This window comes from Desulfuromonas acetoxidans DSM 684 (assembly GCF_000167355.1).
Lineage (GTDB): Bacteria > Desulfobacterota > Desulfuromonadia > Desulfuromonadales > Desulfuromonadaceae > Desulfuromonas > Desulfuromonas acetoxidans.
The window spans coordinates 34658-59771 of the sequence record NZ_AAEW02000021.1 but is presented as its reverse complement, the minus strand read 5'-3'; the positions used below and the strand labels follow the sequence as shown (position 1 = coordinate 59771).

At 54.9% G+C, this 25114-nt stretch carries 18 protein-coding genes; 7 read left to right on the top strand and 11 right to left on the bottom strand.

Annotated elements, in window-relative coordinates; translation table 11 throughout:
• The 3 genes from DACE_RS14620 to DACE_RS14610 all read left to right on the top strand — a co-directional run.
• Window positions 1–1299, top strand: a 1299-nt coding sequence (locus tag DACE_RS14620; protein ID WP_006002486.1) for an efflux transporter outer membrane subunit, incomplete at its 5' end; no start/stop codon positions are given.
• Between the two features lie 158 nt (window positions 1300–1457).
• Entirely contained in the window at window positions 1458–2693 is a 1236-nt protein-coding gene (locus DACE_RS14615; RefSeq protein ID WP_006002485.1) for an efflux RND transporter periplasmic adaptor subunit, read from the top strand.
• Window positions 2690–5812 carry an efflux RND transporter permease subunit gene (locus tag DACE_RS14610; protein WP_006002484.1) on the top strand — a complete coding sequence of 1041 codons (3123 nt, stop codon included), beginning with the start codon at window positions 2690–2692 and terminating at the stop codon, window positions 5810–5812. The genes DACE_RS14615 and DACE_RS14610 overlap by 4 nt, the downstream gene beginning before the upstream one ends.
• Before the next feature lie 83 nt (window positions 5813–5895).
• On the opposite strand, the gene DACE_RS14605 is transcribed toward DACE_RS14610, so the two are convergent.
• Window positions 5896–6561, bottom strand: coding sequence for a hypothetical protein (locus tag DACE_RS14605; protein ID WP_006002483.1), 666 nt, complete (start codon window positions 6559–6561; stop codon window positions 5896–5898).
• A gap of 310 nt (window positions 6562–6871) precedes the next feature.
• On the opposite strand from DACE_RS14605, the gene DACE_RS14600 reads away from it, so the two are divergent.
• The 4 genes from DACE_RS14600 to DACE_RS14585 are packed head-to-tail and all read left to right on the top strand — an operon-like array spanning window position 6872 to window position 10771.
• A complete protein-coding gene (locus DACE_RS14600) occupies window positions 6872–7126 on the top strand; it encodes a FeoA family protein (RefSeq protein WP_006002482.1) in 255 nt (84 codons plus the stop codon).
• A complete protein-coding gene (feoB, locus tag DACE_RS14595; protein ID WP_006002481.1) occupies window positions 7123–9549 on the top strand; it encodes a ferrous iron transport protein B in 2427 nt (808 codons plus the stop codon). Before DACE_RS14600 ends, feoB begins: the two co-directional genes overlap by 4 nt.
• A 38-nt stretch (window positions 9550–9587) precedes the next feature.
• A complete protein-coding gene (locus DACE_RS14590) occupies window positions 9588–9899 on the top strand; it encodes a hypothetical protein (protein ID WP_006002480.1) in 312 nt (103 codons plus the stop codon).
• A gap of 53 nt (window positions 9900–9952) precedes the next feature.
• A complete protein-coding gene (locus tag DACE_RS14585; RefSeq protein WP_006002479.1) occupies window positions 9953–10771 on the top strand; it encodes a DUF4198 domain-containing protein in 819 nt (272 codons plus the stop codon).
• Between the two features lie 1200 nt (window positions 10772–11971).
• On the opposite strand, the gene extKL is transcribed toward DACE_RS14585, so the two are convergent.
• From extKL to gpmI, 10 genes are all read right to left on the bottom strand, one after another.
• Window positions 11972–13333, bottom strand: a complete 1362-nt coding sequence (gene extKL / locus DACE_RS14575; protein ID WP_272940876.1) for a multiheme c-type cytochrome (seleno)protein ExtKL — start codon at window positions 13331–13333, stop codon at window positions 11972–11974.
• Window positions 13334–13414: 81 nt separating this feature from the next.
• Window positions 13415–13648 (bottom strand): selenite/tellurite reduction operon protein ExtJ, encoded by a 234-nt coding sequence (gene extJ / locus DACE_RS14570; RefSeq protein WP_006002477.1) that lies wholly within the window; start codon window positions 13646–13648, stop codon window positions 13415–13417.
• Between the two features lie 45 nt (window positions 13649–13693).
• On the bottom strand, window positions 13694–15436 hold the full coding sequence (locus DACE_RS14565; protein ID WP_006002476.1) for a DUF3373 family protein: 1743 nt from the start codon (window positions 15434–15436) through the stop codon (window positions 13694–13696).
• Window positions 15437–15844: 408 nt separating this feature from the next.
• The gene (locus DACE_RS14560; RefSeq protein WP_006002475.1) at window positions 15845–18157 is read right to left on the bottom strand and encodes an FAD-dependent oxidoreductase; all 2313 of its coding nucleotides are present in this window, start codon (window positions 18155–18157) and stop codon (window positions 15845–15847) included.
• Between the two features lie 11 nt (window positions 18158–18168).
• Complete coding sequence (locus tag DACE_RS14555) at window positions 18169–19812, bottom strand: glutamate synthase-related protein (protein ID WP_006002474.1); 1644 nt, start codon at window positions 19810–19812, stop codon at window positions 18169–18171.
• A complete protein-coding gene (locus DACE_RS14550; RefSeq protein WP_006002473.1) occupies window positions 19800–20906 on the bottom strand; it encodes a class II glutamine amidotransferase in 1107 nt (368 codons plus the stop codon). The genes DACE_RS14555 and DACE_RS14550 overlap by 13 nt, the downstream gene beginning before the upstream one ends.
• 254 nt (window positions 20907–21160) lie before the next feature.
• On the bottom strand, window positions 21161–22228 hold the full coding sequence (locus DACE_RS14545) for a branched-chain amino acid aminotransferase (RefSeq protein ID WP_006002472.1): 1068 nt from the start codon (window positions 22226–22228) through the stop codon (window positions 21161–21163).
• A 295-nt stretch (window positions 22229–22523) separates the two neighbouring features.
• Window positions 22524–22682, bottom strand: a complete 159-nt coding sequence (locus DACE_RS18240) for a hypothetical protein (protein ID WP_155809155.1) — start codon at window positions 22680–22682, stop codon at window positions 22524–22526.
• A 132-nt stretch (window positions 22683–22814) separates the two neighbouring features.
• Entirely contained in the window at window positions 22815–23558 is a 744-nt protein-coding gene (locus DACE_RS14540) for a ComF family protein (RefSeq protein ID WP_006002471.1), read from the bottom strand.
• Window positions 23559–23578: 20 nt separating this feature from the next.
• Entirely contained in the window at window positions 23579–25114 is a 1536-nt protein-coding gene (gene gpmI / locus DACE_RS14535) for a 2,3-bisphosphoglycerate-independent phosphoglycerate mutase (RefSeq protein WP_006002470.1), read from the bottom strand.

The window sequence follows — 25114 nt, the reverse complement described above, 5'->3', positions numbered from 1 at the left end:
CAAGTCTCTGCCGACCACATATACTCTTTATCCGCCGACAGCGCCACATCAAGAAATCCCTGGTGGCAACAGCTCGGCGGCGATGAACTGGATCAGCTCATGACCACCGCGTTCAGCGGCAATTTTACCCTGCGCCAGGCGTGGTCGCGCGTTGAACAGGCGCGCGCCACCACCATCATCACCGGCAGCGATCTGTGGCCAAGCCTCGACTATAACGGCAATGCCAGCCATCAACACCAGTATAAAGACGATCAGCACACCCGTACGGAAAGCTTCGCCCTGGGACTGGTCGGTAGCTACGAAATCGACCTGTGGGGACGTATCCGTTCGCAAACAACCGCCCAGCGTCGTGAGCAGCAGGCCACAGAAGAGGATTGGCGCACCGCCCGCATCACCCTGAGCAGTGAGATTGCCGGCAACTGGCTCAACAGCGTGGCCCTGCAACAGCAATACACCATTATTGAACGTCAGATCAAAACAGCAACCAACATCGTTGAACTGACCCAACTGCGCTACCTCGAAGGCCAGGCAACCCGCAGCGACCTGGTGGAACGCCAACAGGAACTTCACCAGTTTGAGCAAAGCCGCCTGGAACTGGAACAGAATCTAAGCCAATATCGTTACGATTTGTGTCTGCTCAGCGGATTGGCTCCCGGCGCTGATATCCAGGTAAACCAACAACAACTCCCGGCGCTGACGCCCTTACCTCCTGTGGGCGTTCCTGCCGACCTTCTGGCTTATCGGCCTGATGTGCGTGCCGCAGGACTGCGCCTTAACAAAGGTGACTGGCTGGTTGCCGCCGCCCGCGCCGACCGCCTGCCGGCGATGAGGCTCAGCGCCGATGCCGGTTACAGCAGCACCCGGTTCGCCGATTTGTTTGACAACTGGCTGGCCAACCTTGCTGCCAGTGTCACCGGACCTATTTTCGATGCCGGATCGCGCCGTGCCAAAGTAACCCGCGCTCGCGCCGAAGCCGACGAGTTGCTCGCAGCCTACGAAGAGACGGTGATCACTGCGGTCAACGAAGTGGAGAGCGCCCTGCTTGATGAGCGCAAAATCAGCGAACAGCTCGCTGCCGTCGATCAACAGATTGAACGCCGCCACCAGTCGCTGGACAATGCCTATATTCGCTATCTGAACGGCGATGACGACTATCTCTCCTACCTGATCGTCAAATTGTCCGTAGACACCCTGCAACGCGAACGGGTGCAGAAACAACGCGACAAACTGCTGGCCCGCGTTGCCCTGCATCGGGCACTCGGCGGCACAACCACAAACAGTCAAAACAGGTTGCAATAGAGCCTCGGCAAAAGGCTCGTGAAGCCTATGGATAGGCGAGCAAAATGGTCGGCACCCGACAATTTTGTACGCTTTTGAAAGTAACCCGTTAAAAAGCGATTTGTAGAAAAGCGAGGACCCCTTTTTTACAAAAACTCAATCATAAAAGGACCGAGTTTATGGACAACATGCCGGATCACCATGCTGCCTCCACACCCAAGCCGCACAAGCGGGTGTGGTTGCGCGTTCTGATTATCGTTGTCATTCTGGCAGCGAGCTTTTTTGCGGCCAGCTATCTGATTAAAACCGCGCCCAAAGCTGCAAAGAAGGCCAAAGTCAAAAAACCGGTACTGGTTTCCGTAATGCCTGCCCAACCACAGGCACATCAGGTGACCATTACCGCCGCCGGACAGGTGGTCGCTTCGCGGAAGGTCGACCTTCAGGCGCAAGTCTCCGGACAAGTGATTCGCCTCAATGACAATTTCGATCTCGGCAAACGGCTCGCCAAAGGTCAGGAATTGCTGGCCCTCGACCCGGTCGACTACGAGGTTGCCCTGGCCGAACAGCAAGCGGCCCTGGCCGATGCTCGCTATGCCTTATCCATTGAAGAGGGGCTGCAGGAAGTGGCCCGCCGCGAATGGCAACTGTTCGAGCAGGAGCACAGTGGGCAGACGAACCTCCCTCCTGCGCTGGCCCTGCGTGAACCCCACCTGAAGAAAGCTGAGGCCAAGGTGCGCGCCGCCGAAGCCGGCGTTGATAAAGCGCGCATTGATCTGCAACGCACCATCATCACCACGCCGTTTGATGCTCTGGTGATTGATAAAGCCGTTGATCTCGGCAGCCAGCTCAGCAGCCAATCCACGGTTGCCACTCTGGTCGCCACCGACGAATTCTGGGTGGAACTGTCCGTGCCGATGCAGGCTCTGGCATGGATTGAGATCCCCGACTACAACGCGACACAAGGCTCTCACGTGAAAATCACCACGGCTGCCGGCAACCGCACAGGAACCATTCTGCGGCTGCTCGCCGATTTGGAAACCCAAGGCCGTATGGCACGGCTGCTGGTACGCATCAGTGACCCGCTTGATCTGGGCCATCCGGTCGCCCAACGCACCCCGTTGCTACTTGGCGATTATGTTGAGGTGACCATTCTTGGCCGTACCCTCGCTGAAGCCACCAAGGTGCCACGCCAGATAATCCACGACAACCGCCATCTGTGGCTGGCCAAAGACAAAAAACTGCATATTCGCCCGGTTCAAATCGCCTGGCGCGATAAGGAATACTTTTATCTGACCTCCGGCGTTTCTGCCGGCGAACTGATTGTTACCAGCGATCTGGCTGCTCCGGTCGAGGGTCTGCCGTTGCGCCTTGATCGGCCGAAGGCCCAAACCAGCGGTGACGAGGCCGGCCGATGAGCGACCAGTTTCGTAGCCCCGGTGAAGAACGGGGGGCCATTGCCTGGATGGCGGGCAATTCGGTGGCGTCCAACCTGCTGATGTTGATCCTGATGATCGGTGGCCTGCTCATTGCCACCCAGATCAAGCAGGAGGTGTTTCCCGAGTTTGACACCGATATCGTCACAGTGACCGTGCCTTACCCCGGTGCCAGCCCCGAAGAGGTGGAACAGGGAATCATCCTCGCCATTGAAGAGGCGGTACAGGGCCTCGACGGTGTGGATGAGGTCACCTCCAGCGCCAGGGAAGGTGTTGGTGTCGTCACCGTCGAGCTGCTGCTCGGTGCCGATCTGCAAAAACTGGCCAGCGACATCGAAAGCGAAGTGGATCGCATCAGCACCTTTCCCGACGATGCCGAAGAGCCGGAAGTGGAGATTCTAAGCCGCAAACGCGACGTGGTATCAATCGTCGTATACGGCGACCAGAGCGAGATCGTTCTGCGCAATGTGGCTGAACAGTTGCGCGACTTCCTGTTGCAGGACAAAAACATCACCCAGGTGGAGCTGGAGGACGTGCCTGATCTGGAGATCTCCATTGAGATCCCCCAGCAAACCTTGCGTCGCTACGGCCTGACCACCGGTGAAGTGGCCAGCCGCCTCGCCGCCGGTTCCATCGATCTTCCCGGCGGCGGCATCAAAACCGACGCTGGCGAAGTGCTGGTCCGCATGAAGGAGCGACGCGACACGGCGCAGCAATTTGCCAGCTTGCCGGTGGTCAGCAATAACGACGGCAGCATTGTCCGGCTCGGCGAGATGGCCACCATCAAGGACGGCTTTGAAGACACCGATTATCGCGCGGAGTACAACGGCAAACCCGCCCTGATGATCGAGATCTACCGCATTGGAGAACAGACCCCTATCGACGTTGCCAATGCCGTATTTGCCCAGATGGAGGCATTTGACGAGCACCTGCCGCCCGGCATTAAGCTGGCAGCGGTCAAGGACCGTTCTGAGATCTTTAAACAACGGGCGGACTTGTTATCGCGCAACGCGTTTCTCGGTCTGGCGCTGGTGCTGGTGCTGCTGAGTATTTTCCTCGAAACGCGATTGGCCTTCTGGGTCACCATGGGCATTCCGATTTCGTTTCTCGGCGCCTTTCTGATGATGGCCATGACCGGAGTCAGCATCAATATGGTGTCGATGTTTGCGTTTATTATCGCGCTCGGTATCGTGGTTGATGACGCCATTGTCGTCGGTGAAAACATCTATAAATTCCGCCAGCAGGGCTTGCCCTTTGTCCAGGCGGCGATCGCCGGGGTGCGTGAAGTGGCCGTGCCGGTCACCTTCAGCGTGTTGACCAACATTGTGGCGTTCATGCCGCTGTACTTTATTCCCGGCACCATGGGCAAGATCATGATGACCATCCCGGTGGTGGTTATCAGCGTCTTTGCCATCTCTCTGGTCGAGTCGCTGTTTGTGCTGCCGGCCCACCTTGGCCACCTTAATGATCGCCACAAGCGCAAAGGTCCGATGGCTTGGCTGCATGAGCGACAGCAGCGTTTCAGCGCCTTTTTCACCCGAATGATTGAGAAATACTACGGCCCGTTCCTCGACAAGGTGCTGCACACCCGCTATATCACTATCGCCATTGCCGTGGCTGTGCTGCTGGTCACCATTGCTTATGTCAAGAGCGGCCGGATGGGCATGAGCATGTTTCCGAAAATCGAGTCGGATTATGCCCAGGCGTCCGTCACCCTGCCCTACGGTGCGCCCATAGAGCGCACGGAACAGATCGCCCGCCAGATCATGTCTGCGGCGGATGAAATCATTGCTGAAAACGGCGGGGACCAACTGGCCGTCGGCACGTTCAGCCAGCTTGGCCGCAGCGGCAGCCACCAGGCACGCATCCGCGTCTATCTCACCGATGCTGAAATCCGTCCCATGTCGACGGATCAATTCACCAAGCTATGGCGTCAACGCAGCGGTGAATTTGTCGGCGTTGAATCGATCAGCTTTTCTTCGGACTCCGGCGGTCCCGGCTCCGGAGCCGCGCTAACCATGGAACTGAGCCATCGTGACCTGTCGGTGCTTGAAAACGCCAGCGAGGAGCTGGCCGCGGCATTGGAAAGCTACAGCCAGGTCAAAGATATTGACGACGGTTTTGCCCCAGGCAAACAGCAACTCGATTTCACCCTGAAACCGGCGGCGCGCAGTCTCGGCCTCACCGCTTCTGAGGTGGCCCGGCAAGTGCGCAACGCCTATGACGGCGCGGATGTCCTCAAACAGCAACGCGGGCGCAACGAGATCACCATTGTCGTGCGCTTGCCTAAAAAAGAGCGCATCTCTGAATACAATTTGGAGCAGATGATCCTGCGCAACAGTGAGGGCATTGAAATTCCGCTACTCGATGCTGTCGAGATCAAACGCGGTCGCGCTTACATCACCATTGACCGCCGCAGCGGTCGACGCATTGTCACCGTCACCGCCGATGTCACGCCACGCCCCCAGGCCGGTCAGGTCATCGCCGCCCTGGAAGAGGAGACCATCCCCGACCTGCTCAATCGCTATGCCGGGCTGAGCTTGTCGTACGAAGGTCGTCAGGCCGACATGAAGGAGAGCTTTCAGGGGCTGGTGTCCGGTTTGCTGCTGGCGCTGCTGTTGATCTATCTGCTGCTGGCCATTCCGTTCCGCAGCTATATCCAGCCCGCCATCATCATGATCAGCATTCCGTTTGGTATGGTCGGCGCCACCCTTGGCCATCTGGCCATGGGCTACAGTCTCAGTATCATGAGTCTGCTCGGTGTTGTCGCGCTGTCCGGCGTGGTGGTCAACGATTCACTGGTCTTGATCGATTTTGCCAACCGTCGTCTGCATAAAGGGGAAAATCCGCACGATGCTGTACTGGCCGCCGGGATGCAGCGCTTTAGGCCGATTATGCTCACCACCCTGACCACCTTCTTCGGTCTGGCACCGATGATCTTCGAAACCTCACGTCAGGCGCGGTTTCTGATCCCCATGGCGATCTCGCTGGGGTTCGGCATTTTGTTTGCCACTCTGATCGCCCTGGTGCTGGTGCCGGTGTTGTATATGGTGGTGGAGGATATTCGCGCCCATTGGAGAGAGACGCACCCGATGGAATAAGAGTCGGGAACACCCTGAAAAAACGAACGGCCACTCAATGATTTTGAGTGGCCGTTCGTGGTCTGATTTGTCGCTAAAGAAATTTACAAACGATCTGCCGAAATATTTTCGTAATCCGGCGTCCTTACCGCGCTATAGCCAAACGAAATATCCAAGTTGATGATCTCTTCATCCCAATCCAGATCAACGACCAGAGCCTTATCATAGTAATCCGACACAAAAAAAGCCGCATGGTCAAATTCGCCATAAGCCCCCAGGTAAATCGCCGCATTATCCCAGACGAAGTCATTATCATAATCTATGAAAATGATGTCGCCGACGGACAACAACTCCCAACGCATGTTTTTTAAATCGTCTTGCGTGACGCTGGAGGCAAGAGTGTAGCTGAAGTCATTAACAGCAACATCCGGATCGGATCCATCTTCCGCATAGCCATTACTGGTATATTCATTGTCAAACAAACCCTGGACCGTTGTTGGCGGCACGGAATAACCCATTTCTTGAAATGTTTCGACAAAAACCACAGCATCGTCAGCATCAATGTCGCCATCGCCGTCGGAATCAGTCGTCCCATCGGGATTGACCATTGAATAATCGTAGTCCTCCCAAAGCTCAACAGCGCGAAGAGTAAAACTCTCTGCATCAACCTCGGAAGGTTGTGATGAGCGAGAGGATGAATCATCTCCGCAACCATAAAGAGTCAAAAGCAAAATCAGCATCAGCTCCATAATATAATTATTTTTTTTCACGTACGCCCCCTCTTGTTTCGCTGGTTGAATTGAAATCTAACCATTTTTAGTAAAATCGTATCGCAATGTCAAACAATGCAACCCGCTTGTTTGGATTTTGCTAAAGGGCCTACAAAAGTCTTTTTCAGCCGGCAAATTATCGGAATGCACCAAGACGCACACACCCAATGTTGTTCCAAACCAGATTCACCATCTGCGTGAACAACCTGCCATATGCGTGACCACGGTCACAGACTTTTCCTCCTTACCTTGTAGAATGCGTTCCTATTCGCCGTATACCTCCTCAGCGAAGCTACTCAAGGAGTTCAGCATGATCCACCTCAATAATCCACAACAGACCATCCCGCTGTCGCAACTGGCCGAACAGCATAAAGCCATTGTCCACGCCTGCTCCGCCGGGGGCGCGCTCAAGCAGAAACTTCTCAACATGGGGTTTATTCCCGGTGCTGAGATTCTGATGATTCGCAACGCTCCTTTACGTGACCCTATTGAAATTGGAATTCAAAACTATTTTCTTTCACTGCGCCGCAGCGAAGCGGAAATGATTCTGGTGGAACAATTATGATCAATGTCGCCCTGGCCGGGCAGCCCAATTGCGGCAAATCAACCATCTTCAACATGCTCAGCGGTGTCAACCAGCACGTGGCCAACTATCCCGGCGTAACCGTCGACAAAAAATCAGCAACGGTCAAATTTAATCAACACAATTTTCAACTGGTCGATCTGCCCGGCACCTATTCGTTCAGTATGTTCTCGCTTGAAGAGCGGGTGGCCAAATCATTCCTGCTCAATGAAACCACCGATGTCATTGTCAATGTGGTGGATGCGGCGAATCTGCGTCGTAACCTCTACCTGACCTTTCAGCTTCTCGAACTGGGCAAGCCGGTGGTGATGGTGCTGAACATGATGGATGTCGCCGAGCGACGTAACATCGCCATCAATGTCGACCTGTTATCCCAACTGCTTAATATCCAGGTGATTGAAGCGGTCGGCACCCGGCAAAAGGGCAAGGCCGATATTCTCAATGCGATTGAACGGGCCAGTCAGCAAACGGTATCACGTCCGTTTCGCATTGACTATGACCGCTTCGAACCCTACATCGCCCAATTGGAAGAAAAGATTACCGTTGAATCGACGATTGCTCGTCGCTGGCTGGCCATCAAAGCGCTGGAAGGTGATGATGTGGTACTCGACAAAGTTGGCCTGACCACGGAAACCATCCAATCCCTGACGGAGGAGATCCACGAACGCTGTGACCTTGATGTGGATCAGACCTTTGCCGCCATGCGCTATCAGAATGCCGACATTGTCTATCACCGCTGTGTCCGCGAAACACCCACTATGAAGCGCAACCTCACCGACAAGCTCGACCGGATCATTCTCAATAAATGGCTGGCGTTCCCTATTCTCGGCCTGATCATCTACCTGGTCTACCAACTCTCTATTGTCGCCGGCTATCAACTGACCAATTACACCTGGCCGCTGTTGGCCTCGATCAAAAATTTTATTGTCGGTTTCCTGCCGCCACCGGCCATGGTTGATGTCCCGTTATTCACCGATTTGAGCGTATGGATGATCAACAGCACAATTGCCCTGCTCAATTATCTGCCGATCTTCTTCATCCTGTTTGCTCTGATCGCCATCCTTGAAGATGTCGGCTACATGCCGCGCATGGCATTCATTCTCGACCGTGTCTTCAAGCGCTATGGTTTGCATGGTCAATCCACCCTGCCGCTGGTGCTCGGCGGGGCCCTTGTCGGCGGCTGCGCTGTGCCCGGTGTCATGGCCACCAAAGGGATTGCCGATGAACGCGCACGATTGGCGACCATTCTCACGGTTCCCTACATGAACTGCCTGGCCAAGGTGCCGTTTTACACCCTGCTTCTCGGTGCCTTCTTTGCCGACAACATGACACGGATGATGTTTTACATCTCCACCGTCACCCTGTTTATCGCCCTGATCGTTGCCCGGCTGTTAACGTCAACGGTGTTATCCAATCGCGAAACCGCACCGTTCATTATGGAGCTGCCACCCTATCACTTGCCGACCGTCAAAGGGGTGCTGCTGCGCGCCTGTCAACGGGTGTGGCTGTACATCAAAAAGGTGGTCACTATAGTTCTAGCCGTTGCCGTGGTGTTGTTTGCTTTGCTGCAATATCCCGGTGTGCCGGACGACACCATGACCAAACTTCGCGCCGAGGCGGATCAGGCCCTGCAGACCTTTGATCGTAACGTGAAGAAAACCGCGCTTTACACGTTGGTCGACGAACAAGACGAGGTGGTGACTCTGCTCAACCTGTACAACAGTTACAAGGCCAAGCGGATGCTGACCAGCAGTAAAGAGGCGGTTGCAGCTCTCGACAATGACTTCCTCAACACCAATCCACATCTGTTCCCGATTGTCCGCGGCAAAAGTCACGATGAAAAAACCGTCAACCGGGCAGTGCGCAAACTGTCAAAAGTTGCCAAAAAACTGCAGATAGAGATCAAAAACGAAAAGATCACCCACTCGTTCCTCGGCATGTTTGGGCGCGCTCTGGAGCCGGTAACGCAATTCTGCGGGTTTGATTGGCGGGTCAATGTCGCCTTTCTCAGCTCCTTCGCCGCTCGTGAAAGTGCCGTGGCCACTCTTGGTTCCATCTACGAAAAAGGCAAACAGGAACGGGCCGAAACCTCCATCGCTTCAGATGGTGCCTATACCCCCATCCATGCCGTGGCCATGTTGATCTTCATGATCCTGACACCGCCGTGTATTGCCACCATGGTGGTGGTGAAACTGCAATCCGGCTCGTACCGCTGGATGACGTTTGCCATCTTCTTCCCCATAACACTCGGACTGCTGTTATCGGCAGGTTTTTTCACCATGGCTCGCAGCTTCGGCTGGAGCGGTGTCGACATGATGCACTACTTCTATCTCAGCGTCGTCACCGTTGCCGTACTGCTGGCATTTATCCGTTCTAAACAACCGGCCTGGGAGGTCGGAGAATAAATTCACCCCGTTCACCTATGAACAGAAAGGTTATTCCCATGAAAAAACATATTCTCTTTACGTTGTTAGTCCTGTTGCTCAGCGCCACCTCAGTGATGGCTCACACCGCTCTGATGTCGTGCTTTGATGAAGGCGACGGCACTATCACCTGCGAAGGCGGCTTCAGCGACGGCAGCAGCGCCAGCGGCGTCGAGGTGCGGATTGAACAACAGGGCAAAGTGCTGCTCAAAACAAAAATGGATGACTATAGCGAAGTGAATTTCAAAAAACCGCAGGGTGATTACACCGTGATTTTTCACGCAGGTGAAGGTCACAGCGTCACGGTTTCCGGTAAGGACATTGTCGAGTAAGCCGCTCCTTAGCAAACAGCGTGTTATCTACTTTCAACCAAGGAAGGATCATCATGAAAAAAGCATTACTGCTCAGCATCACTGCCATGATTTTGGCCGCCTCTCCTGCCCTGGCCCATTTCCAGATGCTCTACACACCGCAATCGGCTCTGGATGGCAGTACAACAATTGAACTGCGTGAAGTGTTTACCCATCCATTTGCTGATGAACACACCATGGATATGGGGTTGCAGGAGGGTGGTAAAAAGAACCCTGTCGAAGCGTTTTATGTCATCAACAAGGGCAAGAAAAAAGATCTTCTCAACACCTTGAATCCGATCAATTGGCAGGGTCATCACAACAGTGGCGCTGCTTATCAGTCGCAGTACAAGGCCCGGCGCATGGGCGACCATGTCTTTGTCATGCAACCCGCTCCGTACTATGAAGGCGGAGAGGGGATCTACATTCAGCAAATCACAAAAATGATGGTCAATGTGGCTGGCGCGCCGACAGATTGGGACACGGATCTCGGACTGAAAGCAGAGATCGTTCCGCTGACAAAACCCTATTCCATCTGGACCGGTTCTACCTTCAGCGGCATTGTCAAAAGTAACGGTAAACCAGTCCCCTTTGCCGAGATCGAAGTGGAGTACCTCAACCATGACGTCGATCTGGAGAAAAACGCCATGGGCAAAGCGTATGTCGAAGCACCGCATGACAGTTTTGTCACCATGGGCATCAAGGCCGATGCGAACGGCAAGTTTACCTTCGGTCTTCCCAAAGCCGGCTGGTGGGGTTTTTGCGCCCTCGGAGTCGGCAGCGACAAAGAGTACCAGGGCAAAGAACTCAGTCAGGATGCCGTCATCTGGGTTCAGGTGACGGATATGAAATAAGCAGCGTGATACACTCGTAAGCCAGCATCTAGTCGCTGTCCGGTGGTCGGGCAGCGGCTTTTTGTTTTCCCCTTTCTCCAAAAATGTTTACAGCCACGTCACGTCAGACCATCTTCGCAAACGGGTGGCCTGTTATTTAGCAACTAAGCTCTCCCGTTCAGCAGCACCGAACGCAATGAACGTCAGCGCGATGTTTGTCGGCAACCTGTCTGAGCGGTAGCGAGTTTTGCCGACATCGCGATGTAAGAGAATGGAGAGAGGGAACCCGCAAGGGTGCAATGGTCGGGAGTCGATTTTGCGCCACTTTTGTCGACGCAAAATGTGGCCCGAGGTGTGGGCGCGGAAGCCCAAGTCACGTGGGTACCAACATTACGAGCGGATGAAGTTTGCCAGCGCGATCAGTTCCGTATAGCGAACCACTAAAGATCAAGATTAAAGTCAAGGTCGCCGGGTTTCGTCCCGGCAGCCGACATACTTTTGACAGGCCGCTCAAAAGTATGCAAAAGCCAGCTTGAACACCTCCTGAACCTGGACTCACCGACAATGGGTCTGCTTCCGTGATGCTTCACAGATTCGGCTCGCCGCCCTTTAGGTCGACGAATCGTGCAACTTATCATTTTTGGCGTAAAACGTTGATAACGGTTTGACGTTGCACTCTATTTCTTCCGTGGCACCGATTAAACGGGTGGGCAGTGCCACCCTGTCTGGGTTTGTTATTGTGCAACCCAGCTCTCCCGTTCAGCAGCACCGAACGCAATGAACGTCAGCGCGATGGTTGTCGGCAACCTGTTTGAGCGCTAGCGAGTTTTGCCGACATCGCGGTGTAAGAGAATGGAGAGAGGGAACCCGTAGGGTGCAATGGTCGGGAGTCGATTTTGCGCCACTTTTGTCGACGCAAAATGTGGCCCGAGGTGTGGGCGCGGAAGCCCACGTCACGTGCGTACCAACATTACGAGCGGATGAAATTTGCCAGCGCGATCAGTTCCGAATGACGAACCACTGAAGCTCAAGGTCAAGACCAAGGTCGCCGGGTTTCGTCCTGCCAGCCCACGTCACGTGCGCATCCAAATTGCGAACGGATGATGTTTGCCAGAGCGATCAACTCCGAATGATGAACCACTGAAGATCAAAGAGGCCCACAAACAAAAAAGCCCCTGCAGAGATCTCTGCAGGGGCTTTAAAGTGTTGCTTTAGCGCCTTTTAGCGCGGGCTACCAAGACCATCTGACTTGATCGTGATAGTTTCTTCCCACTCTTTCCACAATTGAGCAGAAGTCCGCTTGTTGCCGAAAGGCAGGTACCACAGCTCAACGGTGACGTCCATCTCGCGCTCGAGAGTTTCTCGTACCATTTTGCCGGCAGCATTTTTTACGTCATCCGTGGGGAAGAAGATGTCGAAACGCTCTTCAACTTCTTTTCCTGGAGGAAGACAGGTGTCTTCGATGATGCCGCTCTTTTCGTAAGGTCCACGACCCATGATGTCGCTGCGACCGAACTGCTGAGGCGTCGGCATGTAGATGATGTCTTTGGTGAAAATTTCCCCTTCTTCTTCAGTTGTTGCACGTACCGACAGAACCAGTCGGTTAGGGGTCGGTCAGCCATCAGGGATTGCGTGGCCGGCACGGTTGGTCATTTTCACTTTCAGGACGGTTTTCGGAGTCAGCTTGCTGCCATCACGCCAGCGGGTGGCAAAGGCTTCGACGTCGAAGTCAACAGCCATTTCCTGCATGGTGGGATCGCTGTAGCTCAGGATCTTGTGACCCAGGCCGGATTTCTCCATGTGGCATTCCTGGCAACGCTCGTGGCCACCTTCAGCGGTGTAAGACCACAGGTAGCTGCCGTACAGGGTGGCGCACTGGGTGGGGTTTTCCAGCTCGAAGTTGGGGCCGAGACCGTGGCACTGACCACAGAAGATCGACTCGTTCATGATCGGGCTGACCTTCATTTTGGTGAAGTGCTCGTCTTCGTGCTCACCTTCGTTGAAGCCATAAACGGTATCGCTTTGCGGATAACCGTCGGTCCACTTGTGAGTGATGGCCATGCGGTTGTGACAGATCAGGCAGTTGATGTTGAGGGCCAGCAGAGTTTCCTCGTACTTGGCGCGCTCGTCAGCTTTGCCGGCTTTGGCAGCGGCATACCAGCTGTTGAGAGTTTCAACCAGCTCAACGGCAACGCTGTCTTCGGCGTCAGCCAGTTGCGGCAGGTGGCACTTGGCGCAGCCCATCAGGTGCTCAACCTTAACGTCTTCCGGACCATTAACACCGGAGTACGCCCAGGACATGAAACCGTTTTTCATAGCGGTGATCATGGTGGCAGCGGTGCGGCCGGTGCCGTACATGGGACGAGCGTGGGGAGATGCCGCCCAGTCGTCGTGAATCTCTTCGTGACAGTCGATGCAGGCGGTCGAGTCATACATCTCGATCAGCTCTGCCAGGGTCTTGGCTTTGCCTTTGGTGGCTGCGATGGTGCCGTCACGACCAACGCCGGCGCCAATGGCGAAGACGCAGGTGGCGCTGAGCAGCACGATCAGCAGCGAAAGGCTGATGTTTTTGATTGATTTCATTGTGTATTCCTATTGATGTGCGTAAAAGAGACCCGCATCTTGCGATGCGGGCCTCGGGGTCAAGCTATGATCGCGAAAGGCTTAGCAGCCAGTCAGCATATCGTTGCCGCCGGAAGGAGCTGCAGCAGCACCTTTTTCAACGTCCATCTCAACTTTGTCGCCTTTAGAGATGTCTTTAGCGTCAGAGCGGGATACTTCTACAGTTACTTTGCTGCCGCGTACTTTAACAACTTCGCCTTTAACACCGGCGAAAGCAGCGCAGCTCAGGCCACCGATAAATGCAGCAGTAGCCATCAAAACGATCATTTTTTTCATGTTGCTTCTCCTTAAGTGATTGAAATAAAACCTGGAAGTCTTAGCTTAAAAGAACGCTTCCATGGTCAGGTAAACTTGGTCCATGCTGTCGATCGGAGCGAAGAACTGGGCCTTGAGAGGGTCGCTCAGCTCGTCAATGTCAGCCGGGGCACCCAGCCAGTTGCCGCTGCCAGTGTACTCGTACTCGTAGTGCTGGTAGCCGAGGCGCATGAAGGCTTTGGTCTTGCTGCTGAGCAGGTTGCCAACAGGCAGGTCCCAAATCAGGTACGCTTCGCCAACGTGACCGCGAGTCGCCAGTTTGGCTTGAGTCATGTCGTCGTGTGCCGGAGTCATGGAGATCCAGTTCTTGGTGCCGTAGTTGTACTCAAGACCGAACTTCAGACCGTAGTCATCCATGTCGTAGCGGACACCGCCGTAGACGCAGTAGCCGTCTTTCTGGCCGGGATCTTCCCACCAGGAACCGAGCAGGGTGGAACCCATCTCGTCAACACCATCAGGGTCAGTGCGGCTCCAACCACCTGCGATGAAGTAGTTGAGGTCGGCAGCTTTGTCCATGTAGACGGTAGAGATGTGGTAGATGTCACCAAGGTTTTCTTGGTCCAGGGTACCGTTAAAGTTGGTGCCGAGAACATCATTCATGGCCAATTCCATCGGGTTAGCGAAGGTAACGCCATCAGGAACGTTGATGATGTTGGCAGCCAGGAAGGCTTGGATGTTCATGAAACGGGGACCTTTGTTGATGATGTCCCAGCTCAGACCACCGAAGTCCATGTCGTCCAGTTCGTTGCTGGTTTCGGTCGGGCCTGCTTCGAAACCACGGCCATAGCAGAAACGGATTTTGCTGTAACCCATGAATTCAAAGGGATTGTTGAATACGGCACCCAGAGTTGCACCGTCGAAGGCATAGTCCATGAAGTTAACCGGAGTTGCCATGCGCTTGCCGGTACCCATACGCAGGTGCGCCGGGGGACCATCGGTAGTCGGACGACGACCAACGGAGAACCAGATCGGCAGATCAGCGATGCCGGTCCAGTTGATGTAAGCACGGTCAACACGGACAATGCTGTCGGAAGGTTGACGGGTGGTCGCACCATCCATCTCAGTGAAGGAGTTCATGAAGTAAGGACCATTGGAGGTCGGGTTAGACTGCATACCCCAAGCTTTGTACATGGCCAGACGACCTTTGAACTCCATTTGATCGGAGATCTTGGCTTTCATGCCGAGGCGGAAGCGGTTGGTGTAGAGAATGTCATTCTCATAGTTGTTCTTGGGGGTCATTTCATACCCCGTGGCTACTGCGGGATCCCATGCCATCATGGCCGGACCAACAACTGCAGGATCCATGCTGTAACCGACGCTGCGAACGATGTTGAAGTTTTCCATCAGGAACTGGCGGTCTGCAGCAGATACGCTGTTCATCATGCCGAGAACTTGGTCCACACTGAAACCATCGCCAACCATAACTGCCATGGCACTGGCTACTTCGCCAGCACCCCAGTATGCTTCGGTGTCGGTGTCGCTGTAGTCCATGCGGAAGCGGTAGTCGCCAAAGAACTCAAAGCGGCTGTGCTCGTCCCATTTTTCAGCGCTGGTTTCCAGCAGCTCAACGGAATCGGCATTGTCATAAGTTGTGTCTTGAACTTCGTTCAGTTGCTCCTGCAGATCGCTCAGTTGCTTGGTCAGCATGTCGATCTGACGGGCGAGATCTGCTGTCGAGGGTGCTGCAAATGCGCCTGCGGGCAGGAGCATCAGAGCGACCAGGATCAGACCTAGTGTTCTTTTCACCATGTGTTGCCTCCTTGTGGTGCGTTTTGATTGAGTTAGAGCGTTCGCTCTACGAAATCATTTCACAGCAGACCGTCTGCTGTGCTCTAAGACGATGTATGAGATCAGGCGTGTGTGACAGGGGCCACGTCTGATCACGTATCGCATTTATCTAGATAGCGACAATGTTATGTCCTTATATACGCATATCACAATGTGTGCCACTTTTTGTAACTGGTGGTTTTTGTGTCTTTTCTTGATTTCTTCCGTGATGGAAACGTGAAAATAAGGGTTTTGTTAGGCGATATGACGACTCCTGTTTCGTAAAATGACCGTATCGGCTGAAGTTCATCACAGGAGTATACTGCAGGAATAAAAAAAGGCGAGCCGCAGCTCGCCTTTATTAGGGTTTTTATTCTTTAGAATGTGTAACTAAACCACTTGCTCCATTGTCCAGATGCCGCAGGGGCAGAGGCCGGCACAGATGCCGCAGCCGATGCAAACGTGGTCATCGGAGACGTATTCGAAGGTGCCGTTCGGCCCTTCAATGCGGCGGATTGCCGCTTCCGGGCATGCTTCGAGACACATGGAGCAGTCACGACAGGTGCCACAGGAGATGCAACGGGTGGTCTCTTCACGACCGTCGGTGATATTGAGCCGTCCGCGATTTCGCGGGCGGAACAATTCTTTGCTCAGGCGGTGTTGGGGGATCACCTCCAGCTTTTTGCGTTCCACCACCTCAAGACCGTTGAGCCAGTCGCTGCAGTAATCTGCTGCTTCATGGCCATGACCAATGGCATTGGTCAACAGGCCGGGGCGTGTAGTGTCGCCAATGGCGAAGATGTTGTCCTGGCCGTGAACCTGCCAGCAGCTGTTGACATCCATCATGCCGCGATCGGTCAGCCATTCGCTGGGAACGTACGACAGGTCTGGACGTTCACCGATGGAGATGATGACATCATCCGCTTCGATCAGTTCGCCATCCTTGGTGTGTAGGCCTTGTTCGCTGATGTGGTCGGTAAAGACCGGCCAACGGATTTCACCACCGAGTGATTTGACGTGATCGATCTCTTTCTGGTAGGCCGCAGGACGTTGAACGTCGATGGCAATGACCTTTTCTGCACCCATGGCGTAGGCGCCGAGAACAACGTCCATGCCGGCGTTGCCTGCACCGATAACAACCACTTTTTTACCAATGGACGGTTTTTGACCGGCATTGATCTGTTTGAGGAAGTCGAGTCCTTTGACCATGCGCTCGTGGCCGGGGAATGGAATGACCACTGGGTTGTGAGCTCCTGTGGCAATGACGACAGCATCGTTGTTCTGACGGATTTCGTCAAACAGGGCGGCATCGACCTTGGTGCCGGTCTGGGCTTTGATACCGCTGCTGAGCATGCGATCAATTTCGCCTTGAAGAATCTTTTCAGGCAGGCGTTCTGTCGGGATGGCCTGGTACAGCTTACCACCGAGGCGCTCGTCTGCTTCATAGACGGTGACGTCGTGCCCTTTGAGGCGCAGTTGCCAGGCTGCGGACAGACCGCCGGGGCCACCACCGATGACGGCGATTTTCTTGCCGGTGTCCGGTTCACATTCTGGAGCCGGTGTGCCGACGGACAGGGCACCGAGTTGCTTCATGGAAACCGGACTGTCGAGGAAGCGACGGCTGCAGGCGTCCATGCACAGATTGGGACACACCTGGCCGCAGACGCTGGCCGGGAACGGCGAGTAGCGCAACACCAGTTCCATGGCCTCTTTTTCTTTGCCTTCACGCAGCAGTTTGAGGCGGTCCTGGGTCGGGATGAACGACGGGCAGGAGGACTGACACGGTGCGGCGTAGCGTTTTTCCATCCAATGTGGCACTTTCAGGCGGTCGTCGCCGGCATTAACCAGTCCGGCAACGTGGTTGTAATCGTCGTCAACGATGTCGCCGAAAATGCCGCCCTCGACCCACTTGCCGAGCCGGAATTCATTCAGAGAGATGCGCTCCTTGGCGTTGCGTTCTTCGTAGGTCTTGGCAACAATCTTTTTCCACTGGCGCATATCGGTCAGGGTGTCGGTCAGATCCTGACGCTCAATGCGCTCCAGAAATTCCGGAAGACCCTGGCGGAGGAATTGGTGGTCAGCTTCGTCCAGTTCCATCAACCAGACGTCGTTGGACAGGCCGGTAACTGGGCCGCGGATGTACAGAGTGCCGCCAACCATACCGGCGCAGCCGCGATCACCGAGGATGGATTCCTCGTTTTCGCAGTCAACACCGCAGATGACACCAATACCGCCACCCATAAATTCAAACGAGAAGGATCCGGTCTTTTTCAGAACCCACAGTTCCGGGGCGTCAAATGCCGGATCGTGTTTCATCAGCGAACCACTACGGGTTCCCACCTGGCCGGCGACGTAGATTTTACCGCTTGCCGCACAGTGGGCCGTGGTGTCGCCGCTGTCGCCGAGAATCGTCAGGGTGGCACCGGCATTGAGCCAGCCGGCATCAGCCGGTGCTGAGCCATCAACAACAATATCGGTGCCATTGAGGCCGAAAGAGCCGACACGCTGGCCGGGGTTTTTAACCCGGAATTTCAGCGGTGTGCCATCTTCGGTCCACAGCGGGCCGCCAATATTGTGATGCCCGGAGGAGAGTACCTCAAATTCGGTTTCTCCCTGTTCCAGAGCGGTGTAGATTTTTTGCAGTAATATTTGAGTGGAGAGACGCCGGGCATTGGCATCAAAACCATTAATTTGTGCAGCCATTGAGATCCTCCTTAACACACGTACTGGATTTGCAGGCGATCGGCGACGGCTTTATCCATGGCGACCAGTGCATCGGAGCGACCGATGGGCAGCGAGGAGTTGCCGATAGGAGCCATGAGCTTTTTCAGCTCCTGGTCCATGGCCAGGAAGTAGTTGACGATGTTTTCGGCAACCTTTTCCGGATCGAGACGGTGGGCCAACGCCGGGATTTGCGAGGTGATTCCTGCCGGGCACAGGCCGGTGTTACAAGCATTGCAGCGACCGAGGTCGTTGCCGACACAGCCGGCCATCTGCAGGATCAGCTTGCCGCTGAACACGCCGTTGGCACCAAGGCACATCATTTTAAAGGCATCTGCCGCCAGATCGCCGGTTTTGCCAAGTCCGCCGGCAGCCCACAGTGGGATCTGCCCCTGGCGTCCCTGGGTGACAGCCGCAAGGTAGCAATCGCGCAGCTTGCTGACGATCGGATGGCCGGTGTGGTCAAGAGAGACCTCGTGGGCTGCTGCGGTACCGCCATCGATACCGTCGAGGAAGAAACCGCCGACGATATTGTAAGGGTCACGGACCAGGTTGTTGAACACCGAAACACTGGTCGCTGAAGCCGCTACCTTGATGGACACCGGAACTCGGAATTTGAATGCCGCGTTGAACGACAGGAACATCTTCTGAACACTCTCCTCAATGGAGTAGAGGCCCTGATGGTTCGGTGGGCTAAGCAGGTCGGCTTTGGGAACCCCGCGAATGGCCATGATATGTTCGGCTACTTTCTGCGCCTGAAGTAGACCGCCGTCGCCGGGCTTGGCGCCCTGGCCGATCTTGATCAGGACACCGGCCGGGTCTTCCACCATGTGTGGCATGGCTTTGATGATCCGGTTCCAGCCGAAGTGGCCGGAGGCGACCTGTAGGATCAAGTATTTGAGATATTTGCTGGTGAGTAAACGCATCGGAACGCCACCTTCACCGGAGCACATGCGCACCGGCAGGCCACATTCCTCGTTGAGGTAAGCGACGGCCATAGCCACGCCTTCCCACATCCGCCACGACAACGCGCCAATGGACATGTCGCCAATGATCACCGGATAGATCCAGTTGACTGGCGGTGTCTGAGCGTTGTTGACCAGCTTGCCGCTGCTGTCCAATGTCATGGACAGTTCGTCGGCAGGTAGAATGCGACCGAAGGGGGCCAGCATGTCAAAGGTGTGACGCTGGGCATCGAGGCTTGGGTCGGTCATTTGCGAAATGCGGCCAACGCGCAGTTGGTCCAGGGTACGGGTGCTGCCGGTAAGGTTTTTACGACCGCCACGTTTGATCGAGTCACCACCGCTGCAGCGGGTGACGATGGGGTGGCGCGTATCCGGATTGCGCACTGGGGCAATGGCGTCGTTAGGGCACACCTTTTCGCAGATACCGCAGCCGCGGCAGTAGTTTTTCAGCGAGTTGACCTGTTGGATTACCGGCACCGCGGAGAAGCGGGCACGCGGATCAGGCAGGTCGCCTTCGGAAAAGACCATGCGACGACGCTCGATTTTCGGCTCGATGGCGCGGAAAGAACAGGCCGCAACGCAGGAGCCGCACAGGGTGCAGCGGCTGGCGTCGTAGCGTAGCTTCCACGGCAGGTCATTGGGGGTGATGTCCTGTATTTTTACTGTTTCCATCGTGCAACCTCCAGCTCATCATTGATCACGACGATTTCGCGTTCGTTGGGGTAAATATCAGTCGACCATTCACGATCCGGCAGGATTTCGTTAATGCCGCATACTTCTGAAGCGATAGCGATGGTGTCCTCGGTTTGGCCAAGAACAACCGGACGCAGTTTTTTAGCGTCGCAGCAGGTGAACAGTGTGTTGTCCGGCAGCACACCGATGATGGTGTTTGGTCCGTTAATCTCCAGGTGAGCAAGGGACTGACGGATGGAGCGCAGCTGGTCAGCATCGTCACGGCTCTGCAGCTCATCGAATGGCAGGGGCGTGATGACGTGCTTGAAGTACTGCAGTGGCCATTTCAGTTGGCGGTGGATGTAGTGCAGGCTGTAGAGGAAGCACTGCGAATCCGATTCAAAGCCGATGTAGCCGCGGTGCAGCTTGGCCTGCATCTCCTTGTTCTTCTGGTAGAATGTGTTCTCGCCGTTGGCCAGTCCGGTATATCCCTGGAGGAAAAACGGGTGAGCCGCATAGCGCACGATGTCGTAGTTGGTGTTCTGACGACATTGGGCGGTAATGACCTTGGCGGTAAAATTTTCGTCTTCCTGCCACAAGTTGAAGAATGTGCCAATATCGCGCGGATCGCCAATCTCTTTCAGGGTAACGACGTCCGGCCAGAATGAGTAAACGAATCCCTGCTCATCCGGCTCCAGCGCGGCGCGCATTTTCAGGCGCATGTCGAGCAGCAGTTCCTCTTTCTCTTCCTGGGTGGCATGTTTGTAGCTTTTGGGGTAGCTGAAGGTCTCAAACACGTAGTTCGGCATCGCATTGATGTCGAGTTCGTCGCTGGGGAAGGTGTCAGGCACCCATTGCAGAACGCGGCGAAAGCCGGCTTCGTGCAAGATGTTTTCCGCCAGATTCAGACCCTCATCGGTACAGGCCATAGACAGGGTGGGCAGATGTTTGTAGCCCTCAAAAATACCGCCCAGGTCTTGCATGACCATGGCAAACCCAGAGTTGTCGTGCCCTTTTTGCTGAGATTGCATTAACTGCAGGGCTTTACTCGGGTGGGTATAATTTTTACTTTTAATTGCTCCAATTCGACACATTGGCATTGTCCTCCAATCGAATGATTTCTTTGTCCTCGGAACTTATAAGCAAAGGGTGTGCCTATTCTTTTGTTTTGACGGCAAATCCTGTAACTAGCTAAATAAGCGAATGAATTTTCTAGTGTTAGGGGCGGATGTGGAGTGTGTTATGGGGGGAGGTGAGTTTCTGTGTGTTTTTCTGTGTACTCAATGGGGCGTATACAACAAAGCCCCGATTGTCGTGTCGGGGCTTTGTTGGTGTAAAGAGGTCGGATTTACAGGGTTTCAACCCAGTTGTATTTGTCTTCACAGCGACCGTACTGAATGCCGGTCAGGGTGTTGTAGAGTTTCATGGTCAGTTCACCGGCTTCGCCATTGCCGAGGTCAACTTCGCGTTCTCGGTACGTGAAATGGCCGACCGGAGAAACGACTGCGGCTGTGCCGGTTCCAAAGGCTTCGGTGAGTCGACCATTGGCCGCGCCGTCGAGGATTTCGTCAATGGTCAGGGCGCGTTCCTCAACCTCATAACCCATCTCCTTAACCAGCGTCAGAATTGAGCGGCGGGTGATTCCGTTGAGAATCGAGCCACTCAGTGGTGAGGTAACGATCTTGCCGTCGTAGAGGAAGCAGATATTCATGCTGCCGACCTCTTCGACATATTTGCGCTCAACGCTGTCAAGCCACAATACCTGGTCGTAGCCTTTTTGCGCAGCCAGAGCTGACGCGTAGAGGCTGGAGGCGTAGTTGCCGCCGGTCTTTGCTTCGCCGGTTCCGCCGCTTGGAACACGCACATACTCATCGGATACCCAGATTTTAACGGGTTTCAACCCCCCTTTGTAGTAGGCGGCAACTGGTGACAGGATGATGTAGAACAGGTACTCATCGGCCGGTTTGACACCGAGAACCGGTTCCGTGGCGATCATGGTTGGGCGAATGTACAGGCTGGTGCCTTCACTTTTCGGGACCCAGTTTTGTTCCAGTTTGAGCAGTTCGCGCAGTGCTTTGAGGCACAGATCGACATCCAGTTCCGGCATGCACATACGACGAGCGCTGAGGTTGAAACGCTCGAAGTTGTCTCGAGGGCGGAACAGGGCAATCTCTCCGTCTTCGCGGCGAAACGCCTTGAGGCCTTCAAAAATTTCCTGGGCGTAATGCAATACCAGTGCGGCCGGATCAAGACTGAATGGGCCGTAGGGCTGGATGCGTGGTGAGTGCCAGCCTTGTCCGGTTTTGTATTCCATGACAAACATACGGTTGGTGAACTCTTTGCCGAAAACCAGCTGTGATTCATCCTGAACCGGTTGTTTGGTCTCATCCACGGGTAAGATCTGGATGTCCTGCATAGTGTGCTCCTTCACGAGAGGTATGATAACAGCGTATAAATTTGTTTGCAGCAGTGAGGCTGTTGGTGGCTGATCGCGCAAGTCATTGACCCGCCTGAGCTTTGAAATATACCGCCAAACCTACGAAGACGGCACTGTTCTTTTCGAAGCCTCATTCGGGTCGCGCGGGCGCTTGAACACTCGTGGCCATCATGGTCTCACTGTTTACAGTAAAGAAAATTTCTAGCACATTGGCTGGGGGCGGGCAAGGAGATTGTGCGGTCTTGTCGGGGGTGACAGGTGCCTGCTGGGAAAGTCAGGACTCGTTGCTCGTCTCTGAGGGTCCGTAGAGGAGGTTTTTCATGTTGCGCTGTTGCTCTTCGCTATTGAAGTAGCGGCTTTGGCGCTCTTTTTCCGCTTTTCTTGCTTGGTTTTCAAGCTGTGCGGAAGAGGGTGTCTGATGTTTTTTTGCCATGAGAAACTCCTTTGTGCTTCTCAACGATGTTAGCACCTGTGCTGCGTCAGTCAAGGCATAAAATACCAAGATTGGTAAGATGTTGATCTTGCGTCAAGCTGGTTTGTTGTTAAGCGTTGGTGTGGTTGAGTGTCAGTGGTGAGGCAGCGCTCGGGCGACAACCAGTACAGCGACCGTGTGGCCGCGTTGAGTCAGGGCGCGGCTGCAGGCTCGGGCGGTGGATGTTGTGGTGGCAATGTCGTCTATCAGCAGGATTCTTGAAGGGCGTGCTTCCGGGCTATAAAACACGCCGCGCATATTATCGATGCGTTGGTTCAGACTGAGTGTCGATTGTGGCGGTGTTGGTCTGTTGCGCAGGGCTAGTGAGCAGTTAACGGGGAGGTTGAGATGTCTTGCCAGTTGTTGGCCGATCAGCTTGGCTTGGTTGTAGCCGCGTTCACGGAGCCGTTGGAAGTGAAGTGGTGTCGGGACGATGATGTCGGCTGCAAACTCATCGATAGCCTGCTGATGTTGGAGCAGGATCAAGTCGGCCAGGGGGGATGCCAGGGATGTTTTGTGGTGAAACTTGAACTGTTGCAGCAGCTCGGCAAGCTGTCCTTGATAGATTCCGGCGGCCTTGAGCCAGTTGAAAGGAGGGGGGGAGGTCAGGCAGCGGTTGCAAAGATGGTTCTGCGTGGTTGTTGCGGGGTGGGGTTGGCCGCAGCGTGGGCAGTGGGCTGTCGGCTGTTGCAGGCATGATGTTTGACAGTCGTGGCACAGGAACGGCTCATTGGTGTTCAGCCGTTTCTGACATGCGTGACATGCGGCTGGAAACAGGCTGTTGTCGACAGCCTTCAAGAGCTTAACCAAGGGATGGATTGCGCGGGCAATGGCCATCTTTTGAGGCTGTCCTTATTTCAGCTATTGCTGAGCAGGCTGTGGCCGGTCATCTCTGTCGGTTGCGGCAGGTCCAGCAGTTGCAGTAATGTTGGGGCCAGATCCGCGAGTTTTCCAGGGGACAGGGTAACTCCGTCAGTGTGCTCACTGACGTAGAGGAGCGGAACCGGGTTGCTGGTGTGTGCTGTGTGTGGCGAGCCGGATGCGTCCGCCATCTGCTCGCAATTGCCGTGGTCAGCGGTGATCAGAAGGCATCCGCCGGCGTCCAGAGCGGTTTCTACAACCTGTTTAACGCAGTGGTCAATCGTTTCCATCGCGGTGATGGCTGCGGAGAGAACGCCGGTGTGACCGACCATGTCCGGATTGGCAAAGTTGAGGATGATCAGGTCGTAGGTGTTGCTGCGAATTTGCTCCGTAACTTGGCGGGTGACCTCTTCAGCGCTCATTTGTGGTTTCAGGTCGTAGGTGGCTACCTCTTTTGGTGACGGGACCAGGATTCGGTCTTCGCCGGTGTAGCTGGTTTCATTGCCGCCATTGAAAAAGAAGGTGACGTGGGCATATTTTTCTGTTTCGGCAATGTGCAGTTGTTTCAGTCCGGCCGCTGAGACTGTTTGGGCCAGAATGTTGGGATAGGTTTCGGTCGGGAAAGCAACGGGCAGTTTGAGGTGCTCGTCGTACTCGGTCATGCACACGTAATGGGCCAGATCGATTTTTCTCTGTCGGGAGAACCCGTCGAAATCCTCTGTCGTGAAAGCGCGGGAGATTTCGCGCGCCCGGTCTGCACGGAAATTGAAAAAGATCATGCCGTCACCGTCGCTGACGGCTTTGCCGCCGTCGATGAGGCAGGGCACGATAAATTCGTCGCTGACATCATTGGCGTAGGAGTCTTGAATTGCGGCAGCGCTGGAAGGGAATGTGTTGCCTTGGCGCTCGACCATGGCACGGTAGGCCTGTTCAACCCGCTCCCAGCGTTGGTCGCGGTCCATGGCGTAGAAGCGGCCGGAGATGGTGGCAATGGTTCCCGTGCCGAGTTGCTGCAGCTGCTTTTCGAGTTGCTGTAAATAGTTTGCGCCACTGCGTGGCGGGGTGTCGCGGCCATCCATAAAGGCATGGATGTAAACTTTTTCGATTTCCTTGTCTTTGGCCAGCTTAACCAGTGCGTAGAGGTGGCTGTTTAGCGAGTGGACTCCGCCATCGGAAAGCAGACCCATGAGGTGTAGATCACCGCCCCGGGCTTTGGTGTGGTCCATGGCTTCGCAAAGAGCCGCGTTGGTGAAGAAGTCGCCGTCGCTGATGCTTTTGGTGATGCGGGTCAGGTCTTGATAAACGACCCGACCGGCACCGATATTTAAATGCCCCACTTCCGAATTGCCCATTTGTCCTTCCGGCAGTCCGACAGCCAGCCCTGATGCTTCCAGGCGGCTGTTGGGGTAGCGCTGGAACAGTCCGTCAAGAAATGGCGTGTCAGCCAGGGCTGCAGCGTTATTCTCCCGGTCGGGATTGATTCCCCAGCCGTCGAGAATGGTCAGGATGACGGGACGTTGGGCAGCGGCCAT